Raw genomic sequence first — 18,876 nt, forward strand, 5'->3', positions numbered from 1 at the left:
CCACCCCTCAAGGGCGCGCGCGCGTGGGGTGCGGCCTCTGCGGCCCGGGGGCGCGGCGCCCCCCCGGGGCCCCCCCCCCGCCGCACCTGCGGTGCTCACAGCCGGTCGACGAGCTGCCGCACCTGGTTGGACGGGATCGCGAAGCCGATGCCCACGCTGCCCGCCTCGCCGCCGTCCGACGCGGGCGAGTAGATCGCCGAGTTGATGCCGATCACCCGGCCCGCCGAGTCGACCAGCGGCCCGCCCGAGTTGCCGGGGTTGATCGACGCGTCGGTCTGGATCGCCTGGTAGCTGACCGTCGAGGAGCCGCGGCGGCCGGTCGACGTGCCCGGCACGGTGACCTCGCGGTCGAGCGCGCTGACGATCCCGGACGTCACGGTGCCCTGGAGGCCCTCCGGCGAACCGATCGCCACGACCTCGTCACCGATCTTCACCTGATCGGAGTCGCCGAACGTCGCCGGCGTCAGCCCGCTCACGCCCGACGCCTGCACGACCGCCAGGTCGCTCGACGCGTCGGCGCCCACCACGGTGGCGTCCACGGTCCGCCCGTCGCTCAACGTCACCGTCACCTTCTGCGCGCCCGCGACCACGTGGTTGTTGGTCAGGATCCGCCCGTCCGGGGTCAGCACCACCCCGGAACCGAGGCCCTGCCCCTGCGCCGACACCACGTTCACCTGCACCACGCTCGGCAGCACGCGCGCCGCGACGCCCGAGACGTCCAAAGCGGACGACGCGTTCCGCGCGACCTGGCCGCCGCTCACCGGCGCCTGCGCGGTGGACGAGGCGTTCAGCGCGCCGACCACCCCGCCGGTGGCGCCACCGACCAGGGCGGCGACCAGCGCCGCCGAGGTCACGACCGCACCGGTCCGACGCCGCCAGAACGGCGCCCGCTCCTGCAACGACCCGCTCACGGCGGGGAAGTCCTCTGTCGTCATGGCCCCAGGCTCGTCCCCGACCCTATGCGCAGCCTGAGCGCCGGGTCAGGACTTGCCAAGAATCCCGCGGACGTCGTCGGCCGTCAGCAACGCCGACCCGAACAGCGGACCCTGCGCGCCCGTCACGCCCAGCTCCACCAGCCGCCGCGCCTCGAACTCCGTGCGCACGCCCGCCGCGTACAGCGGCAGCCCCAACGTGCGCGACCACGTGAGCAGCGCCACGGCCGCGCTCTCCTCGATCCGGCCCGCACCCTCCGCCAGCCCGTACACCGGCGAGCCCTGGAACTTCACCGCGGTCAGCGGTATCCGCCGCAGCCGGTCGATCGGCACGTTGCCGCCGCCGACCTGGTCGAGCACCAGCCGCACGCCGTCCTCGGCCAGGTACGTCAGCTCGTCGACCTGGTCGTCGTTGATCAGCGCGGGCAGCTGCTCGCCCAGCTCGAACTGCAGCAGCCGCGCGGGCAGCCCGCCGTCGCGCAACGCCCGCCGCACGGTCGCCACCAGCTCCGGCTCCTGGCACTCCCGGGCGGTCAGGTCCATGCTCAGCACGGGCGCGGCGTCGCCGAACTCGGCGTGCCAGCGGCCCGCGTCGGCGCACGCCCGCGCGATGGCCCACTGGCCCAGCCGGGCCGCCATCCCGGTGCACGTCGACAGCGACACCAGCTCCTGCGGGTCGAGCACGCCCTCCGTCGGGTGGTCCCACCGCAACCGCGCCTCGACGGCCAGCAGCGCGCCGTCGGCCAGCGAGTGCACCGGCTCGTAGTCGACCCGGAACTCGCCCTGCTCCAGCCCGCCCGCGATGGACGCCGCCAACCGCATCCGGGCCCGTTCCCGCTGGTCGCGCTCCTTGTCGTAGAGCGCCCACTGCGCCTTGCCGTCGTCCTTGGCCCACCGCACGGTCAGGTCGACGCACCGCAGCAGCTCGGCCGCGTCCGCACCGCGCGCGGGCCGCACCACGATGCCGACGCTGGCGGTCACGCCGATGCCGTCGTCGCCCACCCACACGGGTTCGGCGAACCGCTCGACGGCGGACTCGGCGAGCGTCACCACCGTGCGCACGTCCGCGGGGTCGCGGATCAGCACGGCGAACTCGTCCGGCCCGATCCGGGCCAGCTGCCCGACCCCGTCGAACACCGACCGCAGGTGCCCGGCGACCGCGGTGAGGATCCGGTTGCCGACCTCGTGCCCGTAGGCGTCGTTGACCACCCGGAAGCCGTCGAGGTCGAACACGACCAGCGCGAGCGTCGCGGGGCCGCGGGAGCCGACCGCGCCCTCCAGCCAGCCGACGAACTGCGACCGGTTCGCCAGGCCGGTCTGCATGTCGTGCAGGCTCTGCCGCACCAGTTGGGACTGCAGCGCCCGGACCTCGTCCAGGCTCTCGATCATCGTGACGTAGAAGGCGGGCGCGCCGTCGTCGTCGCGCAGCAGGGCGAGGGCGATGAGGACGTTGACCAGCTCGCCGTCGGCGCGGACCAGCCGGGTCTCGCTGCGCACGTGCTCGTGCCCCGCGTGTAAGAGCTGGGCGGCGCGGGAGATCACCTCGCGCTCGTCCGGGTGGACCAGGTCGCGGCCGAGCGTCCCGATCAGCTCCTCGGCGGTGCGGTCCACCATCGCGAGCATGGCGTCGTTGCAGTCGAGGATCACGCCTTCGGCGTCGGAGACCGCGATGGCCAACGCCGAGGTCCGGAACACGGCGCGGAACTTCGCCTCACTCGCCCGGACCGCGGATTCGGTCGACCGGGTGGATCTCAGCTCGTGGTGCTGTTCCTGCTCGTCCAGCGTGCGTTGGCACAGGGCGTCGGTGAACCCGGCGGCGAGCGCGCCCAGGGCGGCCATCAGGCGGCCGGGCTCGACGTCGGCGGCCAGGTGTTCGCCGACGAACGCGAGCGTGCGCTCCAGCGTCTCGGAGGCCGCCAGGCCGTGCTCGACCAGGCCGCGGCCGACCTCGCGCGCCGTCGCGGTCGACCCGTCGTCGCGGACGGCGGCGCGCAGGGTGGCGGTGAGCCTGGTGAGGAGGTCCTCCAGCCGTTCGTCGGGCTGCTCGTCGGGAGCGCCGGAGGACGCGTCGGACGGGACCGCGGACGGCGCGATGGCGGCGGCCCACTCGCGTGCGAAGGCGACCCGGGGTTGGCCGGGCTCGTCACCGAGTCTCGCCGCGTCTGCCGTCGTCATTCGGCTCTGGGTGCCATTCGTCGCTCCGACATGCCAATTTCCCGACTATTGTCACTCGAATGGGTTAATGCGGACCGTGGGTCCCGGTCAGCTTACTTCCCACCGGTCGGCGTTCGGCAAGACGATCAGCGCTTCTCTTCAGCGGGGCGTGATCTCGGGGTCGGCTTGACCTCTAGTAAACCTGAGGTTTTAGCGTCGGGTCCATGGCTGTCACTGTGTTGGGCTTGGGGGAGATGGGGAGCGCGCTCGCGGCGGCGTTCCTCGACGGCGGGCAGCGGACCACGGTGTGGAACCGCTCTCCGGGCAAGGCGGACGCGCTCGTCGCCAAGGGCGCGGTGGGCGCGTCGACGGCGGCGGAGGCCGTGGCCGGTGGTGATCTCGTCGTGGTGAACGTGAAGGGCAACGACGCGGCGCGGTCGATCCTGGCGTCGGCCGGGTCGTTGGCGGGGCGGGTCGTGGTGAACCTGACCGACGGGACGTCCGGTGAGGCGCGTGAAGTGGCTTCGTGGGCCGTGGAACGGGGTGCGGAGTACGTCCACGGGCAGATCATGACCATCGCGCCGGCGATCGGTCACCCGGATTCGGTGTTGTTCTTCGGCGGTGACGAGGGCGCTTATAAGCGCTACCGCGACGTGTTGTCGTTGTTGGGTGGTGGCGGGAAATTCCTCGGGGACGACGCGGGCGCGCCGGCGCTGTTCGGGCTGGCGATGAACGGCACGATGTGGGGCACGCTCAACGGGTTCCTGCACGCGGCGGCGTTGTTGTCGAGCCAGGGCGTGGAGGTGAAGCGGTTCGTGGAGGAGGCGGCGGCGTCGTTGACCGGGCTGCTCGGCTACCTGCCGTCGTTGGCGGAGGAGGTGGACCGGGGTGAGTACGCGGTGCCGTTCGGCGCGTTGAAGCACCACCTGCCGGCCGTGGACGACCTGGTGCGGGAGAGCCGGGAGCGGGGGATCGACGTGGAGTTCCCGTCGTACACGCAGCAGCTGCTGCGTGCCGTGGTCGAGGACGGGCACGGCGACGACAGCTACTCGCGGGTGGTGGAGCGGTTCCGGGCCGGGTCGACCGCGTCCTGAGCGTTGGACTCGGGGTCCTGAGCGTCGGACACGCGAGGACCTGAGCGTGGGGCACGCCGGGCCTGGAGGTTCGACACGCGGGGCCTGGAGGTGGGCTCACGGGGGTGAGTCCGCAGGCCAGGCCCCGCGTGCGGTCAGGAGACGGTGGAGAGGACCGAGGCGATCCGGGTGGCGATGCGGTCGTTGTCGGTCGGGGCGAGGCTGAGCCAGCCGTCCTCGTGGACCATCAGGTAGCGGCCCTGGGGGGTGTCGAACCACGTGATCAGGGCGCCGGCCCGCTCACGGCGGTAGCCGCCGCCCACGCTGACCCCGAACTGGCCGCCCGCGACCCGGCTCGCGGCCAGCTCGCTGACCGCGGTCGCGTCCTCGCGCGAGAGCCCGGCCTTCTGCAGAGCCTCCCGCTCGTCCAGCTCGCCGCTGCCCCACGGGTCGTCGCCGTCGTCGTCCGCCTGCTCGTCCTGCAGCGCGACGGCCGCGTTCAAGGTCTCCAGCCGCAGCGACAACGCGCTGCCCGGCCCCGCGGACCCGTCCGGCAGCACCTCGACGATCGACCTGGCCAACGCCGTCGGCCGGATCTCCAAGACCCCGATGGAGCCGCTGTCGATCACCGCCAACGCCGCCCGCTGCCCGTCGGACACGGCCACCGCCCGCACCGACCGGTCCACGTGGGCGATCGCGTCGACGGCCACCTCGTGGTCGCCGAGCAGCCGGAGCAGCGCCACCAGGCGCGGGTCGGGCTCGCCGTACGCGGCGAGCACCTCCTCCCGCAACCGCTTGCGCTCCTCCTCGGAGTCGCCGAGGCTCGGCACGTCCAGCGGGTAGGGCAGCCGGCCGAGGTCGAGGTGGTGCCACAGCACGTCCAGCTCTCGCGGCGTGAGCACGAACTCGGGGTCGATCACGGCTGGTCGCCCTTCTTCTTGGGCTTGGCGCCACCGATCACCGACGGGGGCAGGTTCTCACCCGGCACCTCGAAGATGTCCTCGCCGCGGATGTACGCCGCGGCGCGGTGCTCCTTGTCCTCGCCGCCCTGACCGCCCGCGCCGGCGCCGCCCATCGGCGCGCCACCGGCCATCGGGGTCGCCGCCGCCGCGCCGCCGGGACCGAAGCCGCCGACGGGCATCGGGCCGCGCGGGCCCGCGTTGCCGATCGCGCCGGTCGAGCCGCCCGCGGCCAGCGAGCCGCCGCCACCCGCGCCGCCGGAACCGGTCGGGCCGAAGCCACCGGCGCCACCACCGCCACCGAAGCCGCCGGGGGGCATGCCACCGCCGGGCATCCGCGCGCCGGGCACGCCGCCACCACCGCCACCGCCACCGCCGCCGGGCATGCCGGGCAGCGGGGGCGTGCCGGGGCTGCCGGCCGGGACGTAGGTCGGCGGCTTCACGCCGGGCGGCAGGGTGCCGCCACCCTGGCGGGGCGCGGTGTTCGGGTTGGCCGGCTGGTACGGCGGCACGTACCCGCTGCCGCCGGGCGGGATGTAGCCGCTGTTGGCCGGCGGCGTGTAGGTGTAGTTGCCACCACCGGACGGCGGGGTGTACGGGTTCGCCACCGGCACCTGGGCCGCCGCCGCGGCGGCCGTCGTGCCCTCGGGCCGGTACATCGGCTGCGGGCTCGACGGCATCGACGGAGCCGTCGGCGCCGACGCGCCGCTGGCGTACGTGCCGCTGCCGTACGACCCGGGGGCCGTCTGGTAGGACGCCGCGGCGGGCGAGTACCCGCCCGGCTGCGTGGCGGGCGTCGACTGCGACGGCTGGTAGGCCTGCGCCGGCTCCATCGGCCGCAACGCCTGCATCTGCTGCGCCGGCTGCGTCGCCGTGTACGCCGAGGGGGCCGTGGCGCCGCCCGCGCCGCCGACGCTGTCCGCCGCCGCGCCCGCCAACGTGGCGGTCGACGTGGCCCGCATCAGCGCGACCTGCGGCTCCTCGGTGCGGCCGGTGACCGGGTTGAACGGCGCGCTGAACTGCGGCGTGGTCTGGTCGACCGCCTGCGACTCGCGCTCCATCGTGCTCATGACCGTCACGGCGTGCTCGTGCAGCGCCCGCGCGTGCTCGTTGGCCGCCTGCACGTCCGCGGCGGAGCTGGCCAGGCCCTGGATGCCGCCCGCGGTGAACACGCCGGTGGCCTGGTCCCAGTTGAACTCGACCGGCTCGGGCATGCTGGCCCGCGCGTTCTCCATGATCTGGCTCTCGTCCTGCACCCGCTTGCCGACCTCGACCGCGGTCTCGGCGGTGTGCGTGACCCAGTCGGCCAGGCCCTTGATCGCCAGTCGCGCCGCGTCGGCCGCGTCGCCCGTCCAGCCGGACTCGCTGACCGCGACCCGCTCGTTGATCAGCCGCGCGGCCTCGGTGAGCTCGGTGCCGAACTGGCCCCACTCCGCGCCGATCTCGCCCGTCTGACCGGGGTCGTTGTTGTTGTGCACCGCCTCGTACAGCTCGCGGTGCGACCGGGACGCCCAGTTCTGGGTGTCGGTCAGGACCAGGTCGATCTCCCGCTCTTCCCGGGCCAACCGCCTCGCCTCGTCGGCCCGCAGTTCCACGCGCTCCGTCGCCATCGTCGCCAGCCCCCTAGTTCCCGCTCAGCTTGCGCAGCTCGACGCTGCTCTCGTCGTCGACGGCGGTGAAGTTGCGGATCGCGTTCTGCACCGAGTCGTGCGTCTGCTGGAGCACCTCGCGGTAGGCCGTCATCACGGCCACGAACGACCGAGGGTCGCCGTCCGCGCGGGCCTCGAACTTCTGCGCCAGCCGGTCGCCGACGGGGTTGCGGCCGATGGGCGCGGGACGGGCCAGCCGGCCGGCGCGCTCCAGCCACGAGTCGACCTGGTCCATCTGCTCCAGGAGCATCTTGCGCAGTTCCTCGCCGGTGGCGGGATCGAGCGACACCCGGCCGGAGTTCACGGTCTCCTGGAGGGCCACGACCTGACCGTTGACGGTCGGGACCTCCTGGGGCGGGGCCACTTCACCCCCGTTTTCGGCGATGTACATCGGTATCCCTCGCGAAGGCAGCCTGCTGGACGAAACCGACCGTTCACCGGTGCTCCAACGCCCGGCCAACGCGCGCCCAACGCGGCCCGCCGGAGTGCGGTGACGACTGTGGGAAACTCTTCGACTACACGGTGACAACGCCGAAAGGGCTTGCGGATGCGGGTGAACCTGCTTGGCCCCGTCGAGCTGGTTTCCGCAGGTGGGGAAGCCGTTCGGCTGGGCGCGGCCAAGCGGCGGACGGTCCTGGCGGCGCTCGCGCTGGAGCTCAACCGCGTGGTGTCCGGCGACCGGCTGCTGGAGCTGGTGTGGGACGGCTCACCACCGCCTCAGGCCAAAGCCGCCCTCCAAGGACATATCGCCCAACTCCGCAAGGTCCTCGCCGGCGGTGTAGCGCTCGTCACCCGCGCGCCCGGCTACGTCCTGACCGCCGAGCGCGCGGCCGTCGACGTGTTCCGGTTCGAGGACCTGCTGGTGAGCGCGCGCGAGGCGACGGACGCCGACGCCGTGCGGCTGCTGCGGGAGGCGTTGGCGCTGTGGCGCGGCCCGGTGCTGGCCGACGTGCCCGGCGACCAGCTGCGGGAGGCGGTGTCGGCGCGGCTGGAGGAGCTGCGGCTGGTGGCCGTGCAGGAGCTGGCGACCCGGCTGTCGCGGCTGGACCGGGCGGCCGAGGCGGTGTCCGGGCTGCGCGACGCGGTGGACGCCAACCCGTTGCGCGAGGCGCTGGTGTCGCGGTTGGTGCTGGCGCTGCACTGGACCGGTCGGCAGGCCGAGGCGCTGGCGCTGTTCCACCGGACGCGGGAGCGGCTGGCCGACGAGCTCGGCGTCGACCCGGGGCCGGAGCTGCGCGAGGCCTACCAGACCGTGCTGGCGGGCGACACCGCGCCGTCGACGCCGGTGGACCGCGCGCCCGCCCAGCTGCCGCGCGAGCACCGGGGGTTCGTCGGGCGCGAGGAGGAGCTGTCGGACCTCGGCGCGGCCCTGAGCGGGCAGGACTCGGCGATCGGGCTGCTGGTCGGTCCGGCCGGCGTCGGCAAGACGGCGCTGGCGCTGCGCTGGGCGCACCGGGTGGCGGGCGACTTCCCGGACGGGCAGCTGTTCGTGAACCTGCGCGGGTTCGACGAGACCGAGCCGCTCGACCCGCGCACCGCGCTGGTCGGGTTCCTGCGGGCGTTGGGGCTGACCGACTCGCAGATCGCGGTGGACCTGGAGGACCAGGCCGCGCAGTACCGGTCGCTGCTGGCCGGGCGCCGGGTGCTGGTGTTCCTGGACAACGCGCGGTCGGCCGAGCAGGTCCGGCCGCTGCTGCCCGGCTCGTCGCGGTGCCTGGTGCTGGTCACGAGCAGGCACCGGCTGGACGACCTGGTGGTGACGGAGGGCGCGTCGTCGCTGCCCGTGCCGACGCTGCCGGAGTCGAGCGCCGAGGACCTGCTGACCGCGGTGCTGGGCCGGCAGCGGATCGAGCAGGAGCCGGACGCGGTGGCGGAGCTGGTGGAGCTGTGCGACCGGCTGCCGCTGGCGCTGCGGATCGCGGGCGCCCGGTTGGCGTCCCGGCCGCGGTGGACGATCCAGTCGCTGGTGGACGAGCTGCGCGACGAGCAGGGGCGGTTGTCGGCGTTGTCGCTGCCGGAGGCGGGGCGCGGGGTGCACGCGGCGCTGGCGGTGAGCTACCGGGAGCTGCCGGAGGGCGCGGCGCGGCTGTTCCGGCGACTGGGCCTGCACCCCGGGACGGACCTGGACAGCTACACGGCGGCGGCGCTGCTGGACATCAACGTGGTCAGCGCGCGGACGCACCTGCGAACGCTGGCCTACGCGAACCTGCTGCACGAGTCGACGCCCGACCGGTACTCGCGGCACGACCTGGTGCGGCTGTTCACCCACCACCTGGCGGCCACGGAGTCCGAAGTGGACAACCAGGTGGCGACGAACCGGCTGCTGGACTACTACCTGCACGTCGCGGACCGGGCGCGGGCGCACCTGTCGGACCACGTGCGGCCGTTCGGACCGGCGGAGCACCGGCCGGCGTCGTTCCCGGAGCTGTCCTCGCACGCGGCGGCGCTGGACTGGTTCACGCTGGAGGAGGCGAACCTCGGGCTCGCGCTGGACATCGCGGTGAACGGCGGGCAGCGGGAGCGCACGTGGCAGCTCGCGCTGTGCCTGGACGCGTTCCACTTCCGGCGCGGCAACCGGCTGGACCGCTTGGCGTTGTGCCGGATCGGGTTGGCGGCGACGCGGTCGCTGGGCGATCGGCTCGCCGAGGCGACGTTCCTGCTGCGGTTGGGCTCGACGTTGGCCGACCTGGAGCGGATCGACGAGGCGATCGAGGCGTGCACCCGCGCGGCGGCGCTGGCGGACGGCGACCGCCACCTGGAGCTGGCGGCGTTGGCGAACCTCGGGTACTGCCTGATGGCCGACGACCAGCTGGACCGGGCGCAGGAGACGATCCTGGACGCGCTGGAGGTGGCGCGGGAGGTCGGCGACAACCGGTCGCAGGCGAGCATCCAGAACAACCTGGCCAACGTGCTGCTGCGCAAGCACCAGCCGGAGGAGGCGCTGCGGCACGCGACGGAGGCGCTGGGCCTGTTCCCGGCGGCGCCGTCCAAGGCGCACACGGCGACGCTGCACACCGTGGGCGCCGCGTCCCAGCAGCTGGGCCGTGCCGACGAGGCCCTGGAGTCCTACCGCGCGGGGCTGGCGCTGGCGGCCCGCCTGGGCGACCGCTACCAGGAGGCGTTGTGCCACCGGGCGATCGGGGACGTCCTGGAGCAGTCCGAGGGCCCGGCCGCCGCCCGACCGCACTGGCTGGCCGCCCTGCACCTGTACCGCGACCTGCGCCTGGCCGACGCCGACGACCTGGCCCGCAAGCTGGACCTGACCACCTGCCCGACCCTCTGAAACACCAACGGGCGAATCCGCCCTTCTACGTACCCGGTCGGATGACCGCGCCCCTACATTGGTCCACTACGTCGAGGGGCGGCGATGGTGAACGACGAACCCACCTCCCGGAACGCGGTGGACCGGTCCACCGTCGACACGGTGGTGCAGGCCGGTGTGGTGCACGGCGGCGTCCACGTCGCCAAGCGCGGCTTCCGCTGGTGGCACGCGCTGGTCGCGGTGGCGGCGGTCGGGCTGGTGGTCGGTGGCGCGGCCTTCTACGGGTACTGGTCGCGCGAGTCCGACCTCAAGGCCACCGCCGCCTACCAGCCGGACGTCGACCTGCCCGCCGCCGTGCTCGGGGAGGACCTGGGGCCGCAGGACTTCCCGAACGACAAGAGCTGCCGGTCGGTCGTCCGGTGGGCGGTCGAGCGGGGCGGCGCCTACGCGAGCGGCACGGTGGTCCGGCTCAACCTGCACAACCAGGGCGGCACGGCCGTGGTGAACCGCATCGTCGTGCGGGTCACCGAGCGACTGGCGCCGCCGACCGGCACGGCGTTCGGCTGCGACTCGTCCGGCTCGCCCGACCGCGTCGTGGTGGACCTCGACGAGGACAGCCCGATCGTGCGCCACCAGACCCGCGACGGCGGTGCGGGCGCCCCTTACGCGTCGGACACCGTGCAGGAGCTGCCGCACGACGCCACCAAGACCATCGACATCACCCCGATCACCACGAAGTGCCTGTGCCGCTGGCAGATCGACGTCGAGTACACCAGCCGCGGCAAGCCGCGCACCGAGACCGTGACCGGTCCGGACGGCGACTTCGCCACCGCCGCCACGACGGGTGTCGCGCACTCGTACTCGTCGATCGGCACGGGGTGGTCGGGCCGCTAGCCCGACCCGCCGGTCAGCACCCGGTGCGGAACCCCGGCGGACCGGGCTCGGTGCACCAGGCGAAGGTCTCGTCGAGGTCGTAGGTGCGCTGAGCCGCCTCGGTCACGAACGCCTGTCCGTCGCCGTCCCGGTCGAGGACCTTGGTGCGCGGCACGCCGTCCGCGGTGTAGTCGACCTCGACCTGCCACTGGTGGACGTTGTCCATCGCGACGACCGTGCCCACCACCCACCACACGTCGCTGCGGTCCGCGGTCACGGTCTGCGGCAGGGCGTCGCCGTCCCGGAGCGGCTCGTGCACCTCGGCCTCGTGCGCGTGGACCTCGAAGTCGGTCCGCCACCCGCCGCTGTCCAGGGGTTGCTTGCACTGGTACAGGTATCGCGGCTGGTCGCCGACCCAGCGGACGTCCAGGCGGCGGATCCGCAGCGCGGTGACGGTGACGGTCTTGAACGACCTGGGTATCACGGCGATCCGGAGGTCGGTCCGGTGCGCGTCGACGCCGCCGGCCGCACGTGCGGCGCGGTAGGGCGGCGCGCAGTCACCGGCGCCCGCGCGTGAGTCCATCGGAGGTCCGCCGACCTCGGGCAGCCCGTCCGGCCGGGTCCTGATCACCTGCGCCCACGACCCGGGGACGCGCCCGGCGTAGAAGTCGGCGGGCTCGTCCGGTGCGGGGTCGATCCGGCGGTCCGGCTCGGTCGACGTCGAGGGCGACGTCGGTGGCGCGGACGGCACCGCCCCGGTCGCGGGCGGGTCGGCGGTGAGGCGGTAGCCGAACCACGCGGCGGCCACGAGCACCACCACCGCCACCACCGCGACCGCCACCCGCCGTGCCCACGTCATCGACCGAACGTAGCGGCCGGTCCGGCGCGGCGGTCCGCAGTTCTGCCTACTCGAACGGGTGGCGCGCCCTCAGCCGGTCGCTTCCGCGGCGGCGCGGCCCGCCACCCGGCCGGAGAACAGGCAGCCGCCCAGGAACGTGCCCTCCAGCGCGCGGTAGCCGTGGACGCCGCCCCCGCCGAAACCGGACGCCTCACCGGCCGCGTAGACGCCGTCGAGCGGGGTGCCGTCGGCCTTCAGGACGCGGGCCGACAGGTCGGTGTGCAGGCCGCCCAACGTCTTGCGGGTGAGGACGGACAGCCGCACGGCGATCAGCGGCCCGGCCTTCGGGTCCAGCAGCGGGTGCGGCTCGACCACCCGGATCAGCTTGTCAGTGATGAATCTGCGCGCCTCGCGCATGGCGTTGACCTGCATGTCCTTGCCCAGCCCCGAGATCACCTGCCGGTCGCGCTGCACGATGGTCCGCCGCAACGCGGCCGCGTCGATCAACGACGTGCCGGTCAGCTTGTTCATGCCGGCCGCCAGCTCCTCGGGCGTGCGGCCGAAGATGAACTCGTCCGACCGCTTCGCGAACTCCTCCACCGGCGCGACCGCGCCCGGCATCGCCCGCTTCAGCACCGCGCGCACGTCCTTGCCGGTCAGGTCGGGGTTCTGCTCCGACCCGGACAGCGCGAACTCCTTGCCGATGATCTTGGAGTTGAGCACGAACCACGAGTAGCCGTGCCCGGTCTTGACGATGTGCTCCAACGCGCCGAGCGCGTCGAACCCCGGGAACAGCGGGATCGGCAGCCGCGAGCCGGTCGCGTCCAGCCACAGCGACGACGGCCCGGGCAGGATGCGGATGCCGTGCCTGCTCCAGACCGGCGCGTAGTTGGCGATCCCCTCGGGGTAGTGCCACATCCGGTCCTCGTTGATGATCTCGCCGCCGGAGTCCTGCACGACCTTGAGCATCTCGCCGTCCACGTGGTCCGGCACGCCCGACAGCATGTGCTCCGGCGGCGTGCCCAGGCGGGCCGGCCAGTTGCGGCGCACCATCTCGTGGTTCGCGCCGATGCCGCCCGAAGTCACGACCACGGCCTGCGCGCGCAGGTCGAACTCGCCGGACACGGTCCGCGAGCTCGGCTCGCCCCGACCGGCCGTGCTGACCTCCAGCACCTCGCCGCGCACGCCGTCCACCGCGCCGCCGGTCGTGGTCAGCCCGGTCACGCGGTGCCGGAACTTCAGCTGCACCAGGCCGCGCGCCACGCCCTCGCGCACCCGCCGCTCGAACGGCGCCACGATGCCGGGGCCGGTGCCCCACGTCACGTGGAAGCGCGGCACGGAGTTGCCGTGCCCGTCGGCCAGGTACCCGCCGCGCTCCGCCCACTGCACGAGCGGGAACCAGCGCACGCCCATCTCGTGCAGCCAGGCCCGCTTCTCGCCCGCCGCGAAGTTCACGTACGCCTCGGCCCACCGACGCGGCCAGTGGTCGGCGTCGCGGTCGAACGCGGCCGAGCCGAGCCAGTCCTGCAGCGCGAGCTCCGCCGAGTCCTTGACCTTCAACCGCCGCTGCTCCGGGCTGTCCACCAGGAACAACCCGCCGAACGACCAGAACGCCTGACCTCCGAACGAGGCCTCCGGCTCCTGGTCGAGCAGGATGACCTTGCGACCGGCGTCGGCCAGTTCGGCGGTGGCGACCAGGCCCGCCAGGCCGGCGCCGACGACGATGACATCAGCGTCATGGGGCATCGGGCGAGTCTAGATCGAACCGCGGCGGCGGACGAGAGTTGAACATAATTCACTTTTGGAGGGGTTGGGTGTCGTACACAGGGGACGTCGGCGAGGTCAGCGCGGTGTGGCGGCCGGTGGCGGAGGTGCCGACCATCGACCGGCCGCTGACCCAGGCCAGGCTGGTCGGCACCGGCGACGTCACGCGCAAGCAGTTCGGATTGTTCGAGTGGCGGATGGCGCCGCACGCCGGCGGTCCGGCGGCGCACTTCCACAAGACGTTCTCGGAGTCGTTCTACGTGATCTCGGGAACGGTCCGGTTGTTCAACGGCGAGACGTGGGTGAACGCGGTCGCGGGCGATTTCCTCTACGTGCCGGAGGGTGGCGTGCACGCTTTCCGCAACGACGCCGACGAGCCCGCGTCCATGTTGATCCTTTTCGCGCCCGCGCCGCCGCGCGAGGAGTACTTCCGGGAACTGGCCGAGATCGGGGAGTCGGGGCGGCAGTTGAGCCCGCAGGAGTGGACCGAGCTGTACGCCCGTCATGACCAGTACATGGTCTGAGCTGCGGGTTCGTCGGAAGTAAAGGCCGTCGGCCGTCCGGTGGGGGGAACCGTTCGGCCGACGGCGGTCGGGCGTGCGTGGGCGCACCTGCAACGTCTCGGGGAGAGGTGCCGCGCGGGCCTGGGGGGAGGTGCCTCGCGGGCCTGACGTCCGGTGCGGCGTCCACGTGCCGACCAGCAGTAGAACGGGCGGTGACCTGCGGGTGTTCCCCGGATGGCCCGGGGGTGTCGGGGGTCACGGGGAGTATCGGCGAGGCCGGGCGCGAGGCTGCGCGGGGGACGTGTGAAGGGCCTGTGCGGGGGCTGTCGACGGGCTGTCCGGGGGCTGTCGGCGAGCTGGGTGGAGGGCTGGGTGGAGGGCTGTGGGGAGCTGGGTGGAGGGCTCGCGGAGAGTTGGGTCGAGGGATGTGCCGGGGGCAGGTGCGGGGTGTCGGGGGGCTGTGCGGTGCTGTGCGTGCGCCGAGTGTCAGGCGTCACCCCGGAGTTCGGTCATCCGGGCCTCCGCGCCCGCGAGCTTGTCCCGCGCGGTCTCGGCGCGGCGCTTCGCCTTGGCCAGCCTGGTCGACGCCTCCTGCTCCGCCTGCTGCGCCCGGCGCAGTTCGGCGCGCAGCGCGGCGGTGTGCTCCTCGCGCTCGGTCAGGGCCTGCTCGGCCTCCGTGACGGCCGCGTCCGCCTTCCGCACGTCCGCCTGAGCCGTGCCGATGTCCTCACGCGCCCGTTCGAGCTGACGTTCCCGCCGTTGCTCGCGGCGCGGCGCCAGGTCGTCGCGCACCGGGGTCGCGGTCTCGCTCAACGGGCCGAAGCCGGACTGCTCGACCGGCTTGACCAGCCGACCCGCCCGGATCCGCGCGCCGAGCACGGCGTCGGCCAGCGCCGCGGTCAACGTCGTCCGCACCTGCTGCACGGCGTCCGGCCCGAGCGGCTGGCCGGCGTCGCCCGCCAACGTCTCCACCCGCCGCACGAGCGCGCTCAGCACGGCCCGCCGACGCGCGCTCAGCTGCCGCAGCGCGCCCCCGCGCAACTCCTCCTGAGCGGTACGCAGCTCGTCACCCAGAGCGAGCGCCTCGGCCAGGTCGGACGCGTCCCGGCGGGCCAGCAGGTTCAGCGCCCAGGCCGACGAGGTGGGCTTGCGCAGGGCCGAGACCTGCTTGGCCAACGCCTTGTCGCCGCGGTCGGCGGCCAGCCGGGCGTGGGCGTCCCTGGCCGCGACGAACTCCGCCGGCGGCAGGGCGTAGAGCTCGTCGGCTATCCGGTCGATCGGCGCGGTGTCCACGATGCCGACCAGTGTGCTCGCCATCGCGTTGATGTGCGATTTGTTACGGATTTCCACGCTTGGCGGGTGGTTCACCGTTGACAGTGTTTGACATTCGGGCCGGTCGGCTCTTGACTGGAGCTGTCGCGGCCGTTCCGGTGTTCTGCGGCACTTCTCGCGTGTTCGCGCAATAGACCGTTCAGTCCAATGTGGACTTTTCTATTGGTCTGTTCGTCCGATTGTTACCCGGGTGCCGGGGAGATGTGCTTGCGCCAATCTTTCCCCACGAAGGGTTTTGCGCCGTGATCAACTCAGGAAGCCGGTGGAGACACCGCACCAGTGCGGCCTTGCTGGCCGCCGTGCTGGGCACCACTGGGTTCGGCTTCGCCGCCGGCTCGGCCGTCGCGCAGGAAGCGCCCTCCGCGCCTGCGCCCGCGGACAAGCAGCTCGACAAGCAGGACCGGGAGCGCATCGCCGAGGCCGAGCAGGCCGGCCAGGCGAACGTCACCCTCCTCGTCGCCGCCGAAGAGGGCAAGCTGGACTCCGCCGCCAACGACCTCAAGGCCCTCGGCGGCGTGGTCGAGTCCACCGAGCGCGACGTCGACTACCTCAAGGTCTCGGTGCCGCGCGACTCAGCCGAGAAGGCCGCCAAGCTCGCGTCCGTGAACTCGGTGGACGTCGACGGCCTCGTCGTCCTGGACAACCCGCGCCCGGACGGCGCGACGACCCCGCTGCCGCAGACGGCGCCGGGCAAGTCGACGCCCAAGAAGAACCCGTACATGCCGACGCAGGACACCAAGGCGGCGCAGTTCACCGACGAGCACCCCAAGTGGGACGGCCGCGGGACGACGATCGCCATCATGGACTCCGGCATCGACCTGGACCACCCGGCGCTGGCGACCACCTCGACCGGTGAGCGCAAGATCGTCGACTGGTACAACGCCAACGCCACCAACTCCGGTGACGGCACCTGGCTGCAGGTCTCCGGCCGCTACAACGGCAGGTTCACCGTGAGCGGCGCGAGCTACACCGCGCCCGCGGCCGGTGGCCCGTTCAGCTTCGGCCTGTTCCGCGAGACCGCGGGCGACCTGGCCGCGGCCAACAGCGAGACCGGCGGCGACATCAACCGCGACGGCGACCGCGTGGACTCCTTCGGCGTGCTGCAGGACATCACGACCAAGGAAGTCCGGGTCGACACCGACGGCGACGGTGACTTCACCGACCAGACCGCGATGATCGACTACAAGTACAAGAAGGACGTCGGCCACTTCGGCGCGGACAACCCGGCCACGCCGGTGCTGGACACCGTGGCGTTCGTGGTGCAGACCGACAAGTCGAACTACGACGCGGCCGGCACGGCGTGGGTCAACCTCGGCATCTCCGCCGCCGCCCACGGCTCGCACGTCGCGGGCATCACCGCGGCGAACAAGATGTTCGGCGGCAAGATGGCCGGCGCCGCGCCCGGCGCGAAGCTGATGGCCGTCAAGGTCTGCCTGTCCACCCCGTCGTGCACCAACAGCGGCCTGATCGACGGCCTGCTGTACGCGGCGCGCAACGGCGCGGACGTCGTCAACATCTCCATCGGCGGCCTGCCGGCGCTCAACGACGGCAACAACGCGCGTGCGGAGCTCTACAACCGCACCATCGCCGAGTACAACGTGCAGGTGTTCATCTCCGCGGGCAACAGCGGCGCGGGCGCGAACACGGTCGGCGACCCGTCGGTGTCCACGGACGCGATGAGCGTCGGCTCCTACATCACCGCCGACACCTGGCTGTCCAACTACGGCTCGAAGACCACGCAGAAGGAAGGCCTGCACGGCTTCTCGTCGCGCGGTCCGCGTGAGGACGGCGGCTTCAAGCCGAACATCGTCGCGCCCGGCTCGGCGATCTCCACCGTGCCGCAGTGGCAGGTGCCCGGCCCGGTGGCGGGCACCTACGAGCTGCCCGCCGGCTACGCCATGTTCAACGGCACGTCGATGGCCGCGCCCCAGGCGACCGGCGCCGCCGCGCTGCTGATCAGCGCGTACAAGGCCGAGCACAACGGCGAGCGCCCGCCGGTCGCGGCGCTGCGCAACGCGATCCAGTCCGGCGCCAAGTGGGTCTCCACCCTCCAGGCGTACGAGCAGGGCGCGGGCCTGTTCGACACCAAGCGCGCGTGGACGCAGCTCAACGCGCACCCGGAGACGCAGGCGGTCGGCACCTCGGTGACCGTGAACACCGCGCTGTCCGGCCTGCTGGCCACCCCGAACACCGGTGTCGGCATCCACGACCGCGAGGGCGTCGTCGTGGGCAAGGAGTACACCCGCACCTACACCCTGACCCGCACCACGGGCCCGGACCGCAACCAGCAGTTCCTGGTGAACTGGCAGGGCAACGACGGCACGTTCTCGTCGAAGTCCCTGGTCAGCCTGCCGCTGAACAAGCCGGTGACGTTCGACGTCAAGGTCAAGCCGACCAAGGCCGGAGCGCACTCGGCCGTGCTGCGGCTCGACAACCCGGGCACCCGCGGCATCGACGTGTTCACCCTGAACACCGTGTTCGCGGCGGACGAGTTCACCGCGGCGGGCAAGTACGCGGTGACCAAGACCGGCACGATCGCGCGCAACCAGTCGAAGAGCTTCTTCGTGAAGGTGCCCGCGGGCACCAGCGCGCTGAAGGTCGACATGGCGGCGGGCGGCGCCGAGGCGGGCAAGGGCCAGGTCCGGTTCCTGCGCTACGACCCGTACGGCGTGCCGTTCGACACCACGTCCTCGACCAACTGCTACAACCCCGACGCGGGCGCCGGCTGTGCCGGTGGCTCGCCGACCAGCCGCACCGTCAGCAACCCGCTGCCGGGCGTGTGGGAGATCGTGGTCGAGGCCCGGCGCACCTCCGACGCCGACGCCGCGCCGTACTCGGTGACCGCGTCGGTGCTGGGCACGACGGTCAGCCCGAACCCGGACACCATCGAGTCGGCCGTCATCGGCACGCCGGTCAACCGCGAGTACACGGTGACGAACTCGCTGGCCGCGTTCACCGGCAAGCTCGTGGGCGGTTCGCTGTCCAGCGCCCGGATCGACCGGCCGACCATCGCGAACGCGGCGGTCCAGCAGTACGACCTGACCGTGGCTCCGGGCTCGACGTCGCTGCGCGCGACGATCGGCAAGACGAGTGACGTGTCGGCCGACCTCGACCTGTTCGTCTACAACTGCACCACCGGCACCTGCGTGCTGGCCGGTCAGGCGGCGGACGGCGACTCCGAGGAGTCGGTGACGATCAACAACCCCGCCGCCGGCGCGTGGCGGGTGGTGGTCGACGGCTACGAGGTGCCCGCGGGCACCACGGAGTACGACTACATCGACCTGTTCGCCGCCGCGGGCCTCGGCTCCGTCGTGGCGACCGACACCGACTCCGACCGCACCGCCGGCGAGACCTGGACGGTCCCCGCCACGGTGACGGCCGGTGGCCAGGCCGGCGCCGGCCGGGTGCTGCGCGGTGAGCTGACCGTGCAGACCTCGGAAGGCGCGATCGTCGGCCGCGGCGCGGTGATCCTGCGGAACGTGGCCTGACGCCACCCGCCTGAAGACCTCAGGGCCATTCCCGCTCGGCGCGGGGGTG

General features: G+C 72.9%; 13 protein-coding genes. 5 read left to right on the forward strand and 8 right to left on the reverse strand.

Features of this window, described 5'->3' with window-relative positions:
- Positions 1–95: 95 nt before the first annotated feature.
- Together AB0I91_RS31820 and AB0I91_RS31825 are read right to left on the reverse strand one after the other, a co-directional pair.
- Entirely contained in the window at positions 96–935 is an 840-nt protein-coding gene (locus AB0I91_RS31820) for a S1C family serine protease (protein ID WP_498784590.1), read from the reverse strand.
- 45 nt (positions 936–980) lie between these two features.
- Positions 981–3,107, reverse strand: a complete 2,127-nt coding sequence (locus AB0I91_RS31825; RefSeq protein WP_498784592.1) for a putative bifunctional diguanylate cyclase/phosphodiesterase — start codon at positions 3,105–3,107, stop codon at positions 981–983.
- 203 nt (positions 3,108–3,310) lie between these two features.
- Between AB0I91_RS31825 and AB0I91_RS31830 the strand changes: the two genes are divergently transcribed.
- Positions 3,311–4,180 (forward strand): NAD(P)-dependent oxidoreductase, encoded by an 870-nt coding sequence (locus AB0I91_RS31830; protein ID WP_499617600.1) that lies wholly within the window; start codon positions 3,311–3,313, stop codon positions 4,178–4,180.
- Between the two features lie 134 nt (positions 4,181–4,314).
- Here the strand turns inward: AB0I91_RS31830 and AB0I91_RS31835 are convergent, their stop codons facing one another.
- From AB0I91_RS31835 to AB0I91_RS31845, 3 genes are read right to left on the reverse strand one after another with little or no spacing between them, the layout of a single operon-like run.
- Positions 4,315–5,079, reverse strand: a complete 765-nt coding sequence (locus AB0I91_RS31835) for an ESX secretion-associated protein EspG (RefSeq protein WP_498784596.1) — start codon at positions 5,077–5,079, stop codon at positions 4,315–4,317.
- A complete protein-coding gene (locus tag AB0I91_RS31840; protein WP_499640258.1) occupies positions 5,076–6,728 on the reverse strand; it encodes a PPE domain-containing protein in 1,653 nt (550 codons plus the stop codon). The genes AB0I91_RS31835 and AB0I91_RS31840 overlap by 4 nt, the downstream gene beginning before the upstream one ends.
- Positions 6,729–6,741: 13 nt before the next feature.
- On the reverse strand, positions 6,742–7,158 hold the full coding sequence (locus AB0I91_RS31845) for a hypothetical protein (protein WP_498784600.1): 417 nt from the start codon (positions 7,156–7,158) through the stop codon (positions 6,742–6,744).
- Positions 7,159–7,314: 156 nt separating this feature from the next.
- On the opposite strand from AB0I91_RS31845, the gene AB0I91_RS31850 reads away from it, so the two are divergent.
- Positions 7,315–10,050, forward strand: a complete 2,736-nt coding sequence (locus AB0I91_RS31850; RefSeq protein ID WP_499640260.1) for an AfsR/SARP family transcriptional regulator — start codon at positions 7,315–7,317, stop codon at positions 10,048–10,050.
- A gap of 84 nt (positions 10,051–10,134) precedes the next feature.
- Entirely contained in the window at positions 10,135–10,923 is a 789-nt protein-coding gene (locus AB0I91_RS31855; RefSeq protein ID WP_499640262.1) for a hypothetical protein, read from the forward strand.
- A gap of 13 nt (positions 10,924–10,936) precedes the next feature.
- Here AB0I91_RS31855 and AB0I91_RS31860 read toward each other — a convergent pair whose 3' ends face one another.
- Together AB0I91_RS31860 and AB0I91_RS31865 are read right to left on the reverse strand one after the other, a co-directional pair.
- The gene (locus tag AB0I91_RS31860; protein WP_499640264.1) at positions 10,937–11,761 is read right to left on the reverse strand and encodes a hypothetical protein; all 825 of its coding nucleotides are present in this window, start codon (positions 11,759–11,761) and stop codon (positions 10,937–10,939) included.
- Between the two features lie 69 nt (positions 11,762–11,830).
- Positions 11,831–13,486, reverse strand: a complete 1,656-nt coding sequence (locus tag AB0I91_RS31865) for an FAD-binding dehydrogenase (protein WP_498784608.1) — start codon at positions 13,484–13,486, stop codon at positions 11,831–11,833.
- A gap of 68 nt (positions 13,487–13,554) precedes the next feature.
- On the opposite strand from AB0I91_RS31865, the gene AB0I91_RS31870 reads away from it, so the two are divergent.
- Positions 13,555–14,028 carry a cupin domain-containing protein gene (locus AB0I91_RS31870; protein ID WP_498784610.1) on the forward strand — a complete coding sequence of 158 codons (474 nt, stop codon included), beginning with the start codon at positions 13,555–13,557 and terminating at the stop codon, positions 14,026–14,028.
- Positions 14,029–14,493: 465 nt separating this feature from the next.
- Here the strand turns inward: AB0I91_RS31870 and AB0I91_RS31875 are convergent, their stop codons facing one another.
- Positions 14,494–15,324 (reverse strand): hypothetical protein, encoded by an 831-nt coding sequence (locus AB0I91_RS31875; protein ID WP_499617609.1) that lies wholly within the window; start codon positions 15,322–15,324, stop codon positions 14,494–14,496.
- 257 nt (positions 15,325–15,581) lie between these two features.
- Between AB0I91_RS31875 and AB0I91_RS31880 the strand changes: the two genes are divergently transcribed.
- A complete protein-coding gene (locus AB0I91_RS31880; RefSeq protein WP_499640266.1) occupies positions 15,582–18,827 on the forward strand; it encodes a S8 family serine peptidase in 3,246 nt (1,081 codons plus the stop codon).
- The last annotated feature ends 49 nt before the right edge of the window (positions 18,828–18,876 follow it).

The sequence above is a fragment of the Actinosynnema sp. NPDC049800 genome, from assembly GCF_040656635.1.
In the GTDB taxonomy this organism is placed as follows: Bacteria; Actinomycetota; Actinomycetes; order Mycobacteriales; family Pseudonocardiaceae; genus Actinosynnema.

Bases quoted from the DNA above. Each gene is read 5' to 3' on its own strand.
- AB0I91_RS31820 (WP_498784590.1), bottom strand. From the start codon at position 935: ATGACGACAGAGGACTTCCCCGCCGTGAGCGGGTCGTTGCAGGAGCGG.
- AB0I91_RS31825 (WP_498784592.1), bottom strand. From the start codon at position 3,107: ATGACGACGGCAGACGCGGCGAGACTCGGTGACGAGCCCGGCCAACCC.
- AB0I91_RS31830 (WP_499617600.1), top strand. From the start codon at position 3,311: ATGGCTGTCACTGTGTTGGGCTTGGGGGAGATGGGGAGCGCGCTCGCG.
- AB0I91_RS31840 (WP_499640258.1), bottom strand. From the start codon at position 6,728: ATGGCGACGGAGCGCGTGGAACTGCGGGCCGACGAGGCGAGGCGGTTG.
- AB0I91_RS31845 (WP_498784600.1), bottom strand. From the start codon at position 7,158: ATGTACATCGCCGAAAACGGGGGTGAAGTGGCCCCGCCCCAGGAGGTC.
- AB0I91_RS31850 (WP_499640260.1), top strand. From the start codon at position 7,315: ATGCGGGTGAACCTGCTTGGCCCCGTCGAGCTGGTTTCCGCAGGTGGG.
- AB0I91_RS31855 (WP_499640262.1), top strand. From the start codon at position 10,135: ATGGTGAACGACGAACCCACCTCCCGGAACGCGGTGGACCGGTCCACC.
- AB0I91_RS31860 (WP_499640264.1), bottom strand. From the start codon at position 11,761: ATGACGTGGGCACGGCGGGTGGCGGTCGCGGTGGTGGCGGTGGTGGTG.
- AB0I91_RS31865 (WP_498784608.1), bottom strand. From the start codon at position 13,486: ATGCCCCATGACGCTGATGTCATCGTCGTCGGCGCCGGCCTGGCGGGC.
- AB0I91_RS31875 (WP_499617609.1), bottom strand. From the start codon at position 15,324: ATGGCGAGCACACTGGTCGGCATCGTGGACACCGCGCCGATCGACCGG.